Below are 17,463 nucleotides of genomic sequence, written 5' to 3' on the forward strand. Positions count from 1 at the left end.
CTTTGTGGTTAATGAATAATCGTCCTAGGAAATGCTTAGATTACCAAACACCTTTGGAAGTATTTTTACACGAACTCTTATTAATTGAGTAAATAAAAAATTGTTGCAATAATTATTGCAATTCAACATTTGGAATCCTTTAAAGAGGCTGTTACTTGTACATTTTAAAGATTTGTGGTATATTGGTTAAGGAATTTAGAAGAGACGGGGAGGAGTGAGCGGCGACGCTTGCTCCTTTCATATTTATAACTAAGAATTAAATTTAAAGGATGAGGTGAAATATTGAGTAAAGTTATTGAGTCCGTAGTTCCAGTAATTGAGCCAATTGTAGAATCAGAAAATTGTTATTTGGTTGATGTTGAATATGTAAAAGAGGGACCAAACTGGTACTTAAGAGTCTATGCCGATAAAGAAAATGGAATAGATATTGAAGATTGTGCGAAAATTAGCGAAAAACTAAGTGAGGCACTCGATCAGATTAGCCCAGATCCATTTCCAAAAGCATATTTTTTAGAAGTGTCATCGCCAGGTGCTGAACGTCCATTAAAAACTGAAAAAGATATCTTAAATGCTGTGGGCGAATATATTCATTTAGATTATTACGTACCACAATTTGGGGAGAAATTTCATGAAGGTACTTTATTAGAAGTCACGGATGAAATTTTCCAAATTGAAGTAACAATTAAGACAAGAAAGAAAGTACTTGAAATTAAACGTGATGCGGTATCAAAACTCCGCTTTGCAATAAAATTCTAAAAAATTAATGAGGTGATTAAGAAGATGAGTAAAGATTTAGTACAAGCTATGCAGATTCTTGAAGAAGAAAAAGGGATTTCTAGTCAGGTCATCAAAGAAGCACTAGAATCAGCCTTAGTATTAGCGTATAAAAAAAGATACGATAATGCACAAAACGTTGAAGTAGAATTTGACGAAGAAAGTGGATCAATCAAAGTTTTTTCAGTGAAAGAAGTTGTAGAAACTAAGTATGACCCTACTTTTGAAATTTCATTAGAAGAAGCTTTAGAAATTAATCGCGCTTATGAGATTGGCGACAAAATCAAATTTGAAGTAACACCAAACGATTTTGGTCGTATTGCCACTCAAACAGCGAAACACGTTGTAATGCAACGTATTCGTGAAGCTGAACGTGATATTATTTATAATGAGTTCATCCAATATGAAGATGAGATTTTAACTGGGACTGTTGAGCGTTTCGAAAAAGGAATAGTTTATATCAACCTAGATAAAGTTGAGGCAGTTATGCCAATCCGTGAACAAATTGCTGGAGAAAACTTAGAAATTGACGAACGTGTAAAAGTGTATGTGTCAAAAATTGATAAAACACCTCGTGGACCACAAGTGGTCGTGAGTCGTTCGCATCCAGATTTCTTACGCAGATTATTTGAACAAGAAGTGCCAGAGATTTATGATGGGATTGTTGAGATTGTTTCAATTTCACGTGAAGCTGGAGACCGTTCTAAAGTTGCGGTAAGATCTCGTGATGAGAATATTGATCCAGTTGGTACATGTGTGGGTCAAAAAGGACAACGTGTACAAACAATCGTGAATGAACTGAATGGCGAGAACATGGATATCATTGAATATAGTGAAGATCCTTCAACATTTATTCGTAACGCCATGAGTCCTGCAGAAGTTATTAATGTAATTTTTGAAGAAGAAGGAAATTCATGTATTGTTGTCGTTCCAGATTATCAGTTGTCATTAGCGATTGGTAAAAAAGGACAAAATGCTCGTTTAGCTGCGCGTTTAACATCACATAAGATAGATATTAAATCAGAAACAGCTTATGAAGAGTATTTATCAGAACAAAGTGCTGAAATCGAAGAAGATTACTTAGTTAATAATGAAGTAGAATTAACTGAAGAGTATGATGCATTCGATGAAGCTGAAATTATTGCTGATGTTGAAGAGATTGAAGAAATTGAAGAACAAGATAGTATCGATGAACAACTTGAAGAACAAGATCTAGCTGAGAATAATTACGATGCTGAAGCTGTCGAGGAAGCAATTTCTGAAGTTGAGCATGATTATGAGCAAGATTATGATGAATTGCTTGAAGAGCAAGAAGAACAAAATGAATTATAATAAATGATAATTTTCATAAAAGGAGCGAAGTAATGGCTGCTAAACAACGCAAACAACCAATGAGAAAATGCATTGTATCTCAAGAAATGTACCCAAAAAAAGAATTAGTGCGTGTTGTTAAATCCAAAGAAAACGAAGTTTTTCTTGATCCAACAGGACGACAAAATGGACGAGGTGCTTATATAGCGCTTGAACCTGAGTTGGCATTAAAAGCAAAAAAAGAAAAAACATTTGATCGTGCATTTGGTGTGAAGATTAATGATGAATTCTATGATGAGTTATACAATTATATTGATCATCAGAAAGCTCGTAAAGAACTACTATGAAAAATGATTTAAAGAAATTAAATATGTTAGGTTTAGCTATGCGCGCCAGAGAGATTATTTCTGGAGATGAATTGGTCGAAAAAGCGGTAAAAAATAACCGCGTTCGCCTAGTATTATGCGCGAGCGATGCCAGTGAGAAAACATTAGAAAGATACCGTTCTTTAAGTGAACGAAAAGATATTCCCCTTAACACAGAATTTACTAAGTATGAATTAAGTCAAGCTATTGGTAAAAACCGTTCAATTATCGGTTTGACAAATCAAGGCATGACAAAGAAATTTTTATCTTACGATGTGGAGAGTGAGGAATCATATGACTAATTAATTAGGAAGGTGATTACATGACTAAACGCGTATATGAATATGCAAAAGAACATGATCTGACAAGTAAAGAGCTACTTACTATGGCTAAGTCAAAAGGCATGGAATTCGGTAGCCATATGTCTTCAATTTCTGAAGACCAAGAAAAGCAACTGAATAATATTATTAGTAATAAAAACACTAAGAAATCCGAAAAACCAGAAACAAACTCGAAAGAGGCAAACAAAGAAGGTTCAAAACCTTCTCAAAATACTAATAAAAAAGCATCGGATAAAAACCAAGCAAAACAAAATCAACATAAAAAAGAGGAATCTAAAACGAATACTAAGCAGAATAACAACTCAAATAAGAACGCTTCTAATAACAATAAATCATCAAATCAACCTGGACGCCGTAATCGACGCAATCGTCGTGGTAAAGGGAACAAGAATTTCAAGAACACTGAATCTAAAGGAATTACACAACGTAAACATAAAGATTTACCAGAAAAATTAGTGTATTCTGAAGGAACAAATATTCAAGAAATTGCTAAAATGTTGCACCGTGATACATCTGAAATCATTAAAAAATTAATGATGAACGGTGTTATGGCTAACCAAAACCAAGCACTTTCAAAAGATGTGATCGAATTAATCGCGCTTGAATATGGTGTAGAACCAGAAGAAAAAGTTGTTGTTGATGTATCTGATTTAGATGTGTACTTCGAAGAAGAACAAGATGAAGCTAAATTAACAATCCGTCCAGCTGTTGTTACAATTATGGGTCACGTTGACCACGGTAAAACAACTTTGCTTGACCAATTACGTCATTCACGTGTTACAGAAGGTGAAGCTGGTGGGATTACTCAACATATTGGTGCTTACCAAGTTGAGACAGAAGACGACAATATTATTACATTCTTAGATACGCCTGGACATGAAGCTTTCACTACTATGCGTGCTCGTGGAGCGGACGTAACGGATATTGCCATTATTGTTGTTGCTGCCGATGACGGTGTAATGCCACAAACAGTTGAAGCGATTAACCATGCGAAAGCTGCCGATGTACCAATTATTATTGCTGTGAACAAAATTGATAAACCAACAGCAAATCCAGACCGTGTAAAACAAGAGTTATCTGAACACGGAATTATTTCTGAGGATTGGGGTGGAGACAACATCTTTGTCGAAATCTCAGCGAAATTCAATCAAAATATTGAAGAATTATTAGAAATGATTGTACTAGTTGCAGAAGTTCAAGAACTGAAAGCTAACCCAGATCGTTTAGCATTAGGGTCAGTTATCGAAGCGCGTCTTGATAAAAACCAAGGTGCAACGGCAACATTATTAGTACAAGATGGTACTTTAAATGTTGGAGATCCAATCGTAGTTGGTAATACGTATGGTCGTGTTAGAACAATGGTTAACGATATTGGACGTCGTATTCGTACAGCTGGACCAGCCACTCCTGTTGAGATTACTGGTTTACAAACAGCACCACAAGCGGGTGACTTATTCGTAGTATTCGAAGATGAGAAAACTGCACGTCAAGCCGGTGAACAACGTGCACAAGAAGCTCAAGAAGCTCAACGTAGTTTAACAAAGAAAGTAACGTTAGATAACTTATTTGAATCATTACAAGAAGGCGAATTAAAATCAGTTAACGTGATTATTAAAGCCGATGTGCAAGGTTCAGCTGAAGCATTATCTGCAAGCTTACAAAAAATTGAAGTTGAAGGTGTGCGTGTAAATGTAGTTCACCAAGCCGTTGGAGCAATTAATGAAAGTGACATTTCATTAGCCGCTGCTTCAGGTGCGATTGTGATTGGATTTAACGTTCGCCCAACACCACAAGCGCGTCTACAAGCAGATTCTGAAGTTGTCGATATTAGACAATATCGTGTAATTTATGACGCTATTGAAGAAATAGAAACAGCCATGAAAGGTATGCTAGACCCAGAATATGAAGAAGAAGTTCAAGGTCAAGCGCTTGTACGTGAGACATTTACAGTGTCTAAATTAGGTACGATTGCTGGTTCATTCGTAACAGATGGCTATATTGCTCGTGATAGCCAAGTTCGTTTAATTCGTGATAACATTGTTATCTTTGAAGGTGAAATCGCAAGCTTGAAACGATTCCAAGATGATGCAAAACAAGTAGCTAAAGGCTATGAATGTGGTATCATGATTGAAAACTATAACGATGTTAAGATGGATGACGTTATCGAAGCATTCCATATGGTTGAAATAGAAAGATAACCTTTTAAGGAGGACGATACTATGGCAAAATACCGTGCAGGTAGAGTTAGACAAGAAATTTTACGTGAAGTTAATAATATCTTATTATTAGAAATTAAAGACCCGCGTGTTGAAGGAGTAACAATTACCGACGTAAATGTTACCGGAGATTTACAACAAGCGACAATTTACTATAGTACTTTATCGGATAAAGCTGGTGAAAGACAAAAGACTCAAAGAGGTCTGGATGCTATTACAGGTAAAGTTCGTAGTGATTTAGGTAAGAAATTAACTTTATATAAAACACCGGAAATTAAATTTGAACGTGATCGCTCAATTGATTACGGTAGTCATATTGATTCGTTATTAAACCAAATTAAAGGTGACGATAACGAAGAAAGTGACAACGAAGCGTAAAGATTTAAACCATTCAAGTCACAATTGTGATTTGGATGGTTTTTTGCATTTTCAAACAATTAATATAGAATAGCGGTTAGGATGGAAGTTTGATATAATCAAGTGTCGAAAAGTTTATATTAAGGAGTTAATTATGATAAATGGTATTTTAGCGGTTTGGAAACCTAAAGGCATGACGAGTCATGATGTGGTATTTAAATTGCGTAAAATGTTAAGAATGAAAAAGATTGGACATACTGGAACACTTGATCCAGAAGTAGATGGTGTTCTAGTTGTTTGTTTAGGAAAAGGAACTCGCTTAGTTGAGTTGCTGATGGACTCACCTAAAGTATATTTTGGAGAGATTACCCTTGGGACGTCGACAGAAACTGAAGATGCTCACGGCGAAGTCGTTGACCAAAAAACAGTTCTTCAGCCCGTTTCAAATGAAAAAATCGATGAAGCGATGTCAACATTTGAAGGTGTCATTGAACAAATCCCACCGATGTATTCTGCAGTGAAAGTGAATGGTCGAAGATTATATGAGTATGCTCGAGAGGGATTAGAGGTAGAACGACCAATCCGAAATACTGTCATTCATTCGTTTGAACGCGACGGCGAGCCCGTGTATAATCAAGAAAGTGGTACTCAATCTTGGAAATTCAAAGTAGATTGTGGAAAAGGAACTTACGTTAGAACATTAGCTGTCGACTTAGGGAAGAAGTTAGGGTATCCTTCGCATATGTCGAAATTAACAAGATTACAAACAAGTGGTTTTTCAGATTCTGAGAGCTATACGCTTGAAGAAATACAAACATTAATAGATAATGAAGAAATCAATGATAAAGTGGCTACAATTGAGACAGCATTGAAGCACATTCCAAAAATTGAATTGGACGATGAATTATATGATCGAGTGAAAAACGGTCAAGTATTATTGAAAGCTGAATTCGAGCAAGATTTTCAAGAACCAATGGCTTTCTATTATAAAGATAAAATAATCGCGCTTTATCGTCAGCATCCAGAAAAAGAATTATATATAAAACCATACAAAATGTTTGTTTAAATGAAAGGAGATTCTAAATGAAGATAGTGCACTTAAGTCATCCCTACGATTCAAAAGAAATATCAGATGAATCTGTAGTCATGACTTTAGGTTTTTTTGATGGCGTTCATTTAGGTCATCAAAAAGTAATAAAAAGAGCAAGAGAAGAAGCAGATAAAAGAGGGATTAAACTAGCTCTAATGACGTTTAATCAACATCCTAGAATAGTTTATGAAGATCTTAATTTAGATTCATTTCATTACTTAACAACGAATAAGCGAAAAGCAGAACTAATGGAAGAATTTGATGTGGATATTTTGTACATTGTTGAATATACATTTGCTTTTGGCACTCAAACGCCGCAAGAATTCGTTGAAAAGTACTTAGTCGATTTGCATACCGAAGTCGCGGTGGCAGGTTTTGATTATACTTATGGAAAAAGAGACATCGCGAATATGCAAACTTTACCCATTCACGCAGCGGAACGATTCGATGTCATTGAAGTTGAGGAGTTAGCGTCACATTATTCAAAAGTAGCAACAACTCGAATTAAAGAACTTGTATACGAAGGCGATATGGAGCAAGCCAATCATGATTTGGGCTATATTTATGAAATATACGGCACGGTCATTCATGGTGAAAAAGTAGGACGTACTTTAGGCTACCCAACAGCGAATATCCAAGTCCCTCATCCGCAACTGCTTCCAGGCATAGGCGTTTATGCCGTTGAAATTAAGATAGGCGATACTTGGTACTTAGGTAGTGCATCTATAGGTCATAATATTACATTTTACGATAATCATGATTTAACTTGTGAAGTCTACATCTTAGATTTTGATCAAATGATTTATGGTGAAAAAGTCAGAGTCAGATGGCACCATTATTTACGTGGAGAATATAAATTTAATAGTGTCGATGAATTGATTGATCAATTGAAAGTTGATGAAGAGAACACTCGTCTTTATTTCGAAGATCAAGGTGGTGGTCGAGATGTATAAATCAGTGATCAAAAACCTAGCACTCGTATTAATTGGAACGTTTATCTTTTCAATTGCGATTAATTCCATTGTCATTCCTAACCAACTTGGTGAAGGTGGCGTCACAGGGATCACACTCTTACTGTTCTATGTATTTGACATTAGTCCTTCACTGAGTAACTTTATAATCAATGCGATTATTATGCTTATCGGTTGGAAGTTTCTCGAAAAAGAGACAATCTTTTATACGCTCGTCGCAATTGTATCCATGTCATTATTTTTAGAATTTGTATTCTTACCTAGCTTTATTCCAACGAATTCATTATTAGGACCTTTAGCAAGTGGATTTTTAATTGGTCTAGGGATTGGAATTGTTATTTTAGGACACGGGACGACAGCAGGCGTTGATATCATTGCGTTAATCATTAATAAATATATGGGCTTGCAAGTTTCCATTGCATTGTTAATCCTTGACGTTATGATTGTCATTCCATTAACTGTTGTTATCGGTTTAGAAAAAGGCTTACTGACTTTAATCTCATTATATATTACAAGTAAGATTTTAAACTTTGTCATGGAAGGGTATAATCCTAAAAAAGCGATCATGGTTGTATCAAATAAGCATGACGAAATTGCTGAAGAAATTATGAAGAGAGTTGATCGGGGAATCACAGTGTTAAAAGGTTACGGATATTATTCTAAAGCAGAAAAAGATGTTCTATATGTTGTTATTAATCGAATTCAGTTAATTAAAGTTCAAAGAATCATTAATGACATTGATTCAAATGCTTTTGTCACAGTGACTGGAATCCAACAAGTTCTAGGTGAAGGTTTCACATTTAACCTGGATCAATCACATGATATTGAAGAAAATGAAGTAATCTAGCACTCTTAACCAAAGAGTGCTAATTTTTTTGATTTTTTTCGGTAAATCCCTTGACAATTGTCCTAGTAGGATGTATTATAATAACAGTTAGCACTCATATAATTTAAGTGCTAATAAGTGGGGTGAGAAAATGTTGACACCAAGACAACAGGAAGTTCTTAATTTAATTATACAACTTTATGGACAATTTGAAGAACCCATTGGTTCTAAAACTTTACTTCGAGAGAGTTACTTAAAAGTGAGTCCTGCAACAATACGTAATGATATGGTTGTGTTAGAGCAACAAGGCTTACTAATGAAGCCACATACTTCTAGTGGCCGAATACCATCTATTGATGGCTATCGTTATTATATTGACGGGATTATTCATCAGGAAGACAAAGAATTACCATTTCTTGATGATGACGCTAATTTTGAAGAGTTAACTCAAGCGAAACATTATAGTCCGTTACAACTGACACAACTTTGTGCAGATATATTAGTTTCATTGACTGGATTTACAGCAGTGGTACTTGGACAGAATAAAGAATCGCATTATTTTGAAGAATTTAAATTAGTGCCAATCGATCGGACGCGTTATATTTCAATCCTTATGACAGATAAGGGGAATATAGAGAGCGAGCAAATTGAATTAAAAGTGTCACTTTCAAAAGATGATATCACGAAGTTAGTAGAGATGATAAACGATGAACTTAAAGGTGTTGTACTTGAAGATGCCTATCAAAGGATGAAGTTAGGAATACCTTTATTAACTCAACGTTTAACAGGATATCAATTAGATTTCTCTCCGTTGATTGAAAAATCAATGCACCACATAAAAGGACACCGCTATTACATTAGTGGGAAAAGTAATCTCTTTGATTTGATAGATGGACAAACGAGTAGAGAAGCATTGAAACATCTTTTTGAACTCATTGATGGTTCAAGGGAAATGTATCATTTACTCGAAGAGCAAGAAGAAGGCATTAATATTATGTTTGGTTATGAGTTTTTAGCTGATAGCTTAGCGAATATAAATCTTCTCACCGGTTCATTTGTGAATGAAAATCAAAAAATAATCTTAGGATTACTCGGACCTACAACAATGTCCTATGAAAAAGTAATTGCGTTATTAGAAGTGATGATTAACAAATTATCTATTCAATAATATAAATGAAGGAGGGTGTCAATTGACAGATAACGAAAAAAATAACAATGTTGTTGATGAATCTGTAGAAATTATCGAACCAGAGACATCAGAAGAGACAACGTCTGATACACCCGAAGTTTCTGAAGAAGAAACTCAAGAGGTATCAGAATTAGATAAATTAAAACAAGAAAACGAAGAACTAGATGACAAGATATTACGCCTACAAGCTGAGATAGCTAATATGCGTCGTATTAATTCAAGAGAAAGATCTGAAGCAGCAAAATTTAGATCGCAAAACTTAGCGTCATCACTCTTAGAAGTTATTGATAACTTAGAAAGAGCTCTACAAACGGAAACGACATCGGAAGATGGCGAAGCACTTAAAAAAGGTGTTGAAATGGTTCATAACCAATTCAAAAATGCGTTTGAAAAAGAAAAAATTGAAACAATTGATCCATTGAATGAAGAATTTGATCCAAACTTCCACCAAGCAGTAAGTGTCATGCCTGCGGGAGAAGGACAAGAAAGTAATCATGTGATTCAAGTGTTACAAAAAGGATATCGAATTGATAATCGTGTCATTAGACCGGCAATGGTTATCGTATCAGAATAAAATAAAAAGGAGAAATGTAATATGGCTAAAATTATTGGTATTGACTTAGGTACAACAAACTCTGCTGTAGCGGTTCTTGAAGGTGGAGAAGCTAAAATTATTCCAAACCCAGAAGGTAACCGTACAACACCATCTGTTGTAGCTTTAAAAAAAGATGAAATTCAAGTAGGGGAAGTTGCTAAACGTCAAGCAGTAACAAACCCAGATACAGTAAGTTCAATTAAACGTCACATGGGTGACAGTTATAAAGTAACTATGGGAGATAAAGAATATACTCCTCAAGAAATCTCTGCGATGACATTACAATACATTAAAAGTTATGCAGAAGACTACTTAGGTGAAAAAGTTGATAAAGCAGTTATTACAGTACCTGCATACTTCAACGACTCACAACGTCAAGCAACTAAAGATGCTGGTAAAATCGCTGGTTTAGAAGTTGAACGTATTGTTAACGAGCCAACTGCAGCTGCTTTAGCATATGGATTAGATAAAACTGATAGCGAAGAAAAAATCTTAGTATTCGACTTAGGGGGAGGAACATTCGACGTTTCAATCCTTGAATTAGGAGACGGAGTCTTTGATGTTCTTTCAACTTCAGGTGATAATAGCCTAGGTGGAGATGACTTTGACGACAAAATTATCGAATACTTAGCAGCTGAATTCAAAAAAGAAAACGGCATCGACTTAACTAAAGATAAAATGGCAGCACAACGTCTTAAAGATGCAGCTGAAAAAGCTAAAAAAGATTTATCTGGTGTAACATCAACACAAATCAGCTTACCATTCATTACAGCTTCAGATGCTGGTCCATTACACTTAGAAACATCATTAAGCCGTGCTAAATTTGACGAATTAACAGACGAATTAGTAGAACGTACTAAAAACCCTGTTCGTCAAGCATTAAAAGATGCTGGCGTTGACAAAAATGAAATTGACCAAGTTATCTTAGTTGGTGGATCAACACGTATTCCTGCAGTAGTTGAAGCAGTACGTAAAGAAACTGGTAAAGAACCTAATAAATCAGTAAACCCTGACGAAGTTGTAGCAATGGGTGCTGCAATTCAAGGTGGAGTTATCTCTGGTGATGTTAAAGATATCGTATTACTTGACGTAACGCCATTATCATTAGGTATCGAAACAATGGGTGGAATTTTCACTAAATTAATCGATCGTAATACAACTATTCCAACAAGTAAATCACAAGTATTCTCTACAGCAGCAGATAACCAACCAGCAGTAGATGTACATGTATTACAAGGTGAGCGTGAAATGGCTCAAGACAACAAAACTTTAGGAAGATTCCAATTAACAGATATTCCTGCAGCACCACGTGGTGTTCCACAAATTGAAGTTTCATTCGATATTGACAAAAACGGTATCGTTAACGTAAGTGCTAAAGACTTAGGAACTCAAAAAGAACAAACAATTACAATCAAATCATCTTCAGGTCTTTCAGATGAAGAAATTGATCAAATGGTTAAAGATGCTGAAGCGAACGCTGAATCAGATAAACAACGTCGTGAAGAAGCAGATTTACGTAATGAAGTAGATCAATTAATCTTTACAACTAACAAAACTTTAGAAGACTTAAAAGATAAAGTATCTGAAGAAGAAGTTAAACAAGCGGAAGCAGCTCGTGATGAGTTACAAGCAGCAATCGATGAGAACGATTTAGAAGCAATGAAAGAAAAACGTGACGCTTTAAACGAAGTTGTTCAAAACTTAACTGTTAAACTTTATGAGCAAGCAGCAGCTGAGCAACAAGCTCAAGCAGATGCTTCTGGTGAAACAGCTGAAGATGACGGTGTCGTAGATGCTGAATTTGAGGAAGTTGACGACGAAGAGTAATTTTTATAAAATGATTACATTATGATGTTAATTTTTAGCCGAGGGCATCAATACCCTTGGCTTTTTATATAAACTGACTTGCTATCATTTTAAGAAGGAGGTAGATTATGGCAGAGAAACGTGATTATTATGAAGTGCTTGGCGTATCTCGTGATGCATCTGATGCAGAGATAAAGAAAGCCTATCGTAAATTATCAAAGAAATATCATCCAGATATTAATAAAGAAGAAGGCGCGGAAGATAAGTTTAAAGAAGTTTCTGAAGCGTATGAAGTACTAAGTGATTCGCAAAAACGTACGGCTTATGACCAATATGGACACGCTGCAAATGATCCAAACTTTGGTGGCGGCTTCGGCGGCGGTGGCTTCGGTGGTGGAAGTTATGGTGGCGCAGGATTTGGCTTTGAAGATATCTTTGAACAATTCTTCGGAGGCTCAGGTGCTTCGCGTCAAAGTCCAAACGCACCTAGACGAGGAAGCGACTTACAATACCGTGTGACATTAACTTTTGAAGAAGCAATCTTCGGAAAAGAAACAACAATTAAATACAACCGTAATGAAGAATGTCATACGTGTCATGGTTCAGGTGCTAAACCAGGAACAAGTCCAGTAACATGTTCTAAATGTCATGGAACTGGAGCTGTTCAAGTAGAGCAAAACACACCATTTGGTCGTGTTATGACTCAAAGAGCTTGTGATGTTTGTTCAGGAACTGGCCAAGAAATTAAAGAGAAATGTCAAACGTGTCATGGTGCAGGAATTGAAGCTAAAGAGCATTCAGTTAAAGTAACTGTTCCAGCCGGAGTAGAAACTGACCAACAAATTCGTTTATCAGGACAGGGAGAAGCTGGTCAAAATGGTGGACCTTATGGAGACCTTTACGTAGTTTTTAGAGTACAGCCAAGTGAGGAATATGAACGTGACGGGACTGAAATTTATTATGAATTACCACTTTCATTCGTTCAAGCTGCCTTAGGTGATGAAATTACTGTACCGACTGTTCACGGAAAAGTGAAATTAAAAGTACCTGGTGGTACACAAACAGGTACAAGTTTCCGACTTAAAGGTAAGGGTGCACCTAGTATAAGAGGTAACTTCACGGGAGATCAACACGTTAAAGTGACAGTTAAAACACCTACAAAATTGTCAGAAAAAGAACGCGAATTATTCCATAGTTTAGCTGAAGAATCTGGCCAAACTGTTCGAGCGAATAATGAAGGTGGATTTTTTGACAAAATGCGAGACATGTTCGATAAATAATTTTATTTGAGTATGTAATATAAGGAGGCAACTCGGGCTAGTTTTATTGCCTGAATTGCCTCCTTTAAGTTTTGCTTATTTCAGATTGTCGTATGTCTATAAAATGTTTTACTTTTCTTTTAAATTGTATTTTTATGAATGGATAATTAATTAAAAAAAGAGTGTTGAAGCCTATCAATATGCAATGTTTTTTGGTATGATTAAGTGTGAGTATTTTTGTAGGTAAGCCATTTGGCTATAAAGGAAGTGAAGGATTTATGAATATAAATGAAATGAGAGAAAGACAAAAAAGAATAAGAAATTTCTCGATTATTGCCCATATTGACCACGGTAAATCAACTTTAGCTGACCGAATTTTGCAACAGACCCATTCAGTCGCTGATCGTGATATGCAAGCTCAATTATTGGATTCAATGGATCTTGAGCGTGAGCGTGGAATTACAATTAAATTAAATGCGATTGAATTAACATATAAAGCAAAAGATGGCGAAGATTATATCTTCCATTTAATTGATACACCTGGTCACGTCGATTTTACATATGAAGTTTCTCGTTCATTAGCAGCCTGTGAGGGTGCTTTATTAGTTGTTGATGCGGCTCAAGGGATAGAAGCTCAAACATTAGCGAATGTTTACTTAGCCTTAGATAATGATTTAGAAATCTTACCTGTGATTAATAAAATTGATTTACCAGCAGCAGATCCTGAACGTGTTCAATTTGAAATTGAAGATATTATTGGGATTGATGCTTCTGAAGCCGTTCATGCAAGTGCAAAATCTGGTATTGGAATTGAAGAAATTTTAGAACAAATTGTTGAAAAAGTGCCAGAACCACAAGGGGATGTTGATGCACCTCTTAAAGCATTAATCTTCGACTCGGCATATGATAGTTACCGTGGTGTTGTTTTAAACATTCGTGTCATGGAAGGTGTATTGCGCCCGGGTGATCGGATGAAATTAATGAGCAACGGGAAAGAATTCGAAGTTGTAGAAGTAGGTATATTCTCACCATCGCCAATTCAACGTGATTTCTTAATGGCCGGGGATGTTGGCTATGTAACAGCAAACATCAAAACTATTCAAGATACGCGTGTTGGTGATACCATCACATTAGCTAATAACCCAACGGAAGAAGCATTGCCTGGATACCGTAAATTAAATCCAATGGTTTATGCTGGACTATATCCAGTTGATTCAAGTGACTACAATGATTTAAGAGAGTCTCTTGAAAGATTACAATTAAACGATGCGGCACTGCAATTTGAACCTGAAACGTCTCAAGCGCTAGGTTTTGGTTACAGAACAGGGTTCCTAGGTTTATTACATATGGATGTAATTCAAGAGCGTTTAGAGCGTGAATTTGGCCTAGACTTGATTATGACTGCACCTTCGGTAATCTATGAAGTGGTTAAGACAGATGGTGAGACTATTATCGTTGATAATCCATCTATGATGCCAGATAACACAGAAGTTGATAAGATTTTAGAGCCTTACGTTAAAGCAACAATCATGGTACCAAATGATTATGTTGGAGCGGTTATGGATCTATGTGAACGTAAACGTGGTAACTTCCTAACAATGGATTACCTTGATGAATATCGTGTAAACGTCGTATATGAAATGCCAATGGCTGAAATTATCTTTGATTTCTTTGATAAATTAAAATCAAACACTAAAGGTTACGCTTCATTAGAGTATGAAGTGATTGGTTACAAACAATCAAACTTAGTGAAACTTGATATTCTTCTTAATGGAGAAATTATTGATGCATTTAGTACAATTGTTCACCGTGACTTTGCTTTCAACCGAGGTAAAGAGTTAGCAAGTAAATTAAAGGAAATCATTCCTCGTCAGATGTTTGAGATCCCTGTACAAGCTACTATTGGTAATAAGGTTATTGCGCGTACGACAATTAAAGCTTACCGTAAAGATGTAACTGCCAAATTATATGGTGGGGACGTTTCTCGTCGTAAAAAACTATTAGAGAAACAAAAAGAAGGAAAAAAACGTATGAAGTCTGTCGGGAGTGTGGAGATTCCCCAAGAAGCTTTCATGGCAGTACTTTCTATGGACGAAGATTAGAATATTTAAAAAGTAGGCAACCTTTACAGGTTGTCTACTTTTTTTGTATAAATTGCGTGATCAAGGATTTAACTAGCGATCAAGATAAAATGCTAACTTAAGAAACTATTATTTTATATTGAATACACGAATGATTGAGTATTATTAGTATAAGTTCATTGGTTATAAGCAATTGAAAACAGTCTTCTATGATATACTAAACTAAATAAACTACGAATTTAGGAGTGATTATTTGAGTCATCTAACTGATATTGATATCGCAAAGACTACTGATAAAAAGCCTATTAATGAAATTGCTAAAAATTTAGGTATATCCAAGGAAGAGTTTATACCTTATGGACATTATAAAGCCAAAATTGATGTGAATATGAATAAAGAAGAATTTGAAAAAAATAAAGGAAAACTCATTTTGGTTACAGCTATATCGCCAACACCTGCAGGTGAAGGGAAGACAACTATGTCTGTAGGCTTAGCTGATGGTCTAGCTCAGATCGGTAAGAAATCAGTCCTGGCACTAAGAGAACCTTCCCTAGGACCTGTCTTTGGGATGAAAGGTGGGGCAGCAGGAGGCGGTTACGCGCAGGTAGTTCCGATGGAAGATATTAATCTGCATTTTACGGGAGATTTCCATGCAATTTCTTCAGCACATAACTTAATCTCTGCATTATTAGATAATCATATTCATCATGGAAACTCTTTGAATATTGATACGAGAAAGATTCCTTGGAAACGTGTCGTAGATATGAATGATCGTCAACTCCGTCATATAGTTAATGGATTAAATGGTTCAACTAATGGGGTTCCACGAGAAGATGGCTATGATATAACAGTGGCTTCAGAGATTATGGCCATCTTTTGTTTATCTGAAGATTTAATAGATTTGAAAGAAAGAATCAGCCGAATCATTGTGGCTTATACTCATGATAACCTACCTGTAACTGTCGATGACTTAAAAGGTTCTGGAGCAGTTACGGCTTTATTAGTCGATGCCCTTAAACCAAATTTAGTTCAAACACTTGAGAATACCCCAGCGTTTATTCATGGTGGACCTTTTGCTAATATAGCTCATGGTTGTAATAGTATATTAGCAACAAAACACGCTTTAAATTATGGTGATTATGCCGTGACTGAGGCCGGTTTTGGTGCAGACCTTGGTGGAGAGAAATTTATTGATATCAAATGCCGTACCGCGGGACTTTCGCCTGATGCAGTCGTTGTTGTAGCAACCGTTAAAGCTTTAAAAATGCATGGCGGTGTTTCAAAACAGCATCTGAATGAAGAAAATGTGATTGCAGTAAAGAAAGGGCTAGTGAACTTAAAACATCATATTCAAACAATGAAAGATGTCTTTAATTTAAATACGGTAGTTGGGATTAATCACTTCTATACCGATACAGATGCAGAAGTTCAAGTTATTTTAGATGCTTGTCAAGAATGGGGCATTAAGGCTTCTGTTGCGAAAGTATGGGAACAAGGTGGTAAAGGAGCGACCGAATTAGCTCAATTAGTTGTTGAGGCTTGTGAGAATAAGACAGACATGACTTTTGCTTATGATTTAGATACGACTTTAATGGACAAAATCAATCATGTAGTTCAAAAAGTGTATGGAGGCAATGGCGCAACCTATTCAAATAAAGCGATGAAACAGTTAAGAGAAATCGAGCAAGCTGGTTTTGGTCATTTGCCTGTATGTATGGCTAAAACTCAATATTCACTTTCAGATACTGCTTCTTTAATTGGCGCACCGACGGATTTTGATATTAAAATTAGTGAATTACGCTTATCAGCTGGTGCTGGCTTTATCGTTGCCATTACTGGAACAATTATGACGATGCCCGGTTTACCTAAGAAACCATCTGCAGAAAGTATCGATGTCGATAGGGAAGGGAATATTACTGGCTTATTTTAATCATATTACATATAATTAATGAAGAATGAATCATTTCTTATAGATGAGGAGTATATTTATGAAAAAAGAAACTTTATTTAGCTTCATTTTAACTTTATTACTTTTTGTTCCTACTAAAGCTCAAGCAATGTCAACTTTACCTAACACAGGTGAGTCAAATAGCTGGATATTTATCCTAATAGCAGCAGTTGCTGTAGTTGCTGGGATTTGGTTAGTAGTTTCATCAAGAAAGAAAAAATAAGCTAAAGATATGAAAGTTTAATTATGAATGCATGGTCTTTGAATTTATTCAGAGCCATGCTTTTTAATTTTTAACTTTGAAAAGCCTATTGAATTCAGGTAGAATGGTTTA

The 17,463-nt window shown here is 35.7% G+C and carries 16 protein-coding genes; all 16 read left to right on the forward strand.

Translation table 11 applies throughout. The features are described from left to right. Window positions 1–282: 282 nt before the first annotated feature. The 16 genes from rimP (at window position 283) to ACFO5Y_RS01340 (ending at window position 17,352) form a co-directional block, all read left to right on the forward strand. A complete protein-coding gene (gene rimP, locus ACFO5Y_RS01265) occupies window positions 283–756 on the forward strand; it encodes a ribosome maturation factor RimP (protein ID WP_197104438.1) in 474 nt (157 codons plus the stop codon). Between the two features lie 24 nt (window positions 757–780). Continuing rightward, window positions 781–2,106 (forward strand): transcription termination factor NusA, encoded by a 1,326-nt coding sequence (nusA, locus tag ACFO5Y_RS01270; protein WP_197104437.1) that lies wholly within the window; start codon window positions 781–783, stop codon window positions 2,104–2,106. A gap of 32 nt (window positions 2,107–2,138) precedes the next feature. Further along, window positions 2,139–2,432 carry an RNase P modulator RnpM gene (gene rnpM, locus ACFO5Y_RS01275; protein WP_138403503.1) on the forward strand — a complete coding sequence of 98 codons (294 nt, stop codon included), beginning with the start codon at window positions 2,139–2,141 and terminating at the stop codon, window positions 2,430–2,432. Continuing rightward, entirely contained in the window at window positions 2,429–2,752 is a 324-nt protein-coding gene (locus tag ACFO5Y_RS01280; RefSeq protein ID WP_138403502.1) for a L7Ae/L30e/S12e/Gadd45 family ribosomal protein, read from the forward strand. The genes rnpM and ACFO5Y_RS01280 overlap by 4 nt, the downstream gene beginning before the upstream one ends. A 20-nt stretch (window positions 2,753–2,772) precedes the next feature. Further along, window positions 2,773–4,989 carry a translation initiation factor IF-2 gene (gene infB / locus ACFO5Y_RS01285; RefSeq protein WP_197104436.1) on the forward strand — a complete coding sequence of 739 codons (2,217 nt, stop codon included), beginning with the start codon at window positions 2,773–2,775 and terminating at the stop codon, window positions 4,987–4,989. A gap of 21 nt (window positions 4,990–5,010) precedes the next feature. Continuing rightward, window positions 5,011–5,385 (forward strand): 30S ribosome-binding factor RbfA, encoded by a 375-nt coding sequence (rbfA, locus tag ACFO5Y_RS01290; RefSeq protein ID WP_138403500.1) that lies wholly within the window; start codon window positions 5,011–5,013, stop codon window positions 5,383–5,385. Between the two features lie 136 nt (window positions 5,386–5,521). Beyond that, window positions 5,522–6,430 carry a tRNA pseudouridine(55) synthase TruB gene (truB, locus tag ACFO5Y_RS01295; RefSeq protein ID WP_197104467.1) on the forward strand — a complete coding sequence of 303 codons (909 nt, stop codon included), beginning with the start codon at window positions 5,522–5,524 and terminating at the stop codon, window positions 6,428–6,430. Window positions 6,431–6,447: 17 nt separating this feature from the next. After that, a complete protein-coding gene (gene ribF, locus ACFO5Y_RS01300) occupies window positions 6,448–7,407 on the forward strand; it encodes a riboflavin biosynthesis protein RibF (protein ID WP_197104435.1) in 960 nt (319 codons plus the stop codon). Continuing rightward, window positions 7,400–8,272, forward strand: coding sequence for a YitT family protein (locus tag ACFO5Y_RS01305; RefSeq protein ID WP_197104434.1), 873 nt, complete (start codon window positions 7,400–7,402; stop codon window positions 8,270–8,272). Before ribF ends, ACFO5Y_RS01305 begins: the two co-directional genes overlap by 8 nt. 130 nt (window positions 8,273–8,402) lie before the next feature. Then, on the forward strand, window positions 8,403–9,419 hold the full coding sequence (gene hrcA, locus ACFO5Y_RS01310) for a heat-inducible transcriptional repressor HrcA (protein ID WP_197104433.1): 1,017 nt from the start codon (window positions 8,403–8,405) through the stop codon (window positions 9,417–9,419). A gap of 22 nt (window positions 9,420–9,441) precedes the next feature. Then, complete coding sequence (grpE, locus tag ACFO5Y_RS01315; protein WP_231606875.1) at window positions 9,442–10,014, forward strand: nucleotide exchange factor GrpE; 573 nt, start codon at window positions 9,442–9,444, stop codon at window positions 10,012–10,014. Window positions 10,015–10,035: 21 nt separating this feature from the next. Further along, a complete protein-coding gene (gene dnaK / locus ACFO5Y_RS01320) occupies window positions 10,036–11,862 on the forward strand; it encodes a molecular chaperone DnaK (protein WP_197104432.1) in 1,827 nt (608 codons plus the stop codon). Between the two features lie 107 nt (window positions 11,863–11,969). After that, window positions 11,970–13,121, forward strand: coding sequence for a molecular chaperone DnaJ (gene dnaJ / locus ACFO5Y_RS01325; RefSeq protein ID WP_197104431.1), 1,152 nt, complete (start codon window positions 11,970–11,972; stop codon window positions 13,119–13,121). A 257-nt stretch (window positions 13,122–13,378) separates the two neighbouring features. Next, complete coding sequence (gene lepA / locus ACFO5Y_RS01330; protein ID WP_197104430.1) at window positions 13,379–15,202, forward strand: translation elongation factor 4; 1,824 nt, start codon at window positions 13,379–13,381, stop codon at window positions 15,200–15,202. Between the two features lie 232 nt (window positions 15,203–15,434). Further along, window positions 15,435–17,111, forward strand: a complete 1,677-nt coding sequence (locus tag ACFO5Y_RS01335) for a formate--tetrahydrofolate ligase (RefSeq protein ID WP_197104429.1) — start codon at window positions 15,435–15,437, stop codon at window positions 17,109–17,111. 58 nt (window positions 17,112–17,169) lie between these two features. Continuing rightward, the gene (locus ACFO5Y_RS01340) at window positions 17,170–17,352 is read left to right on the forward strand and encodes an LPXTG cell wall anchor domain-containing protein (protein ID WP_171031223.1); all 183 of its coding nucleotides are present in this window, start codon (window positions 17,170–17,172) and stop codon (window positions 17,350–17,352) included. Window positions 17,353–17,463 lie beyond the last annotated feature (111 nt).

Origin of the sequence: Ruoffia tabacinasalis (assembly GCF_042652985.1) — a bacterium.
Classification (GTDB): domain Bacteria; phylum Bacillota; class Bacilli; order Lactobacillales; family Aerococcaceae; genus Ruoffia; species Ruoffia tabacinasalis.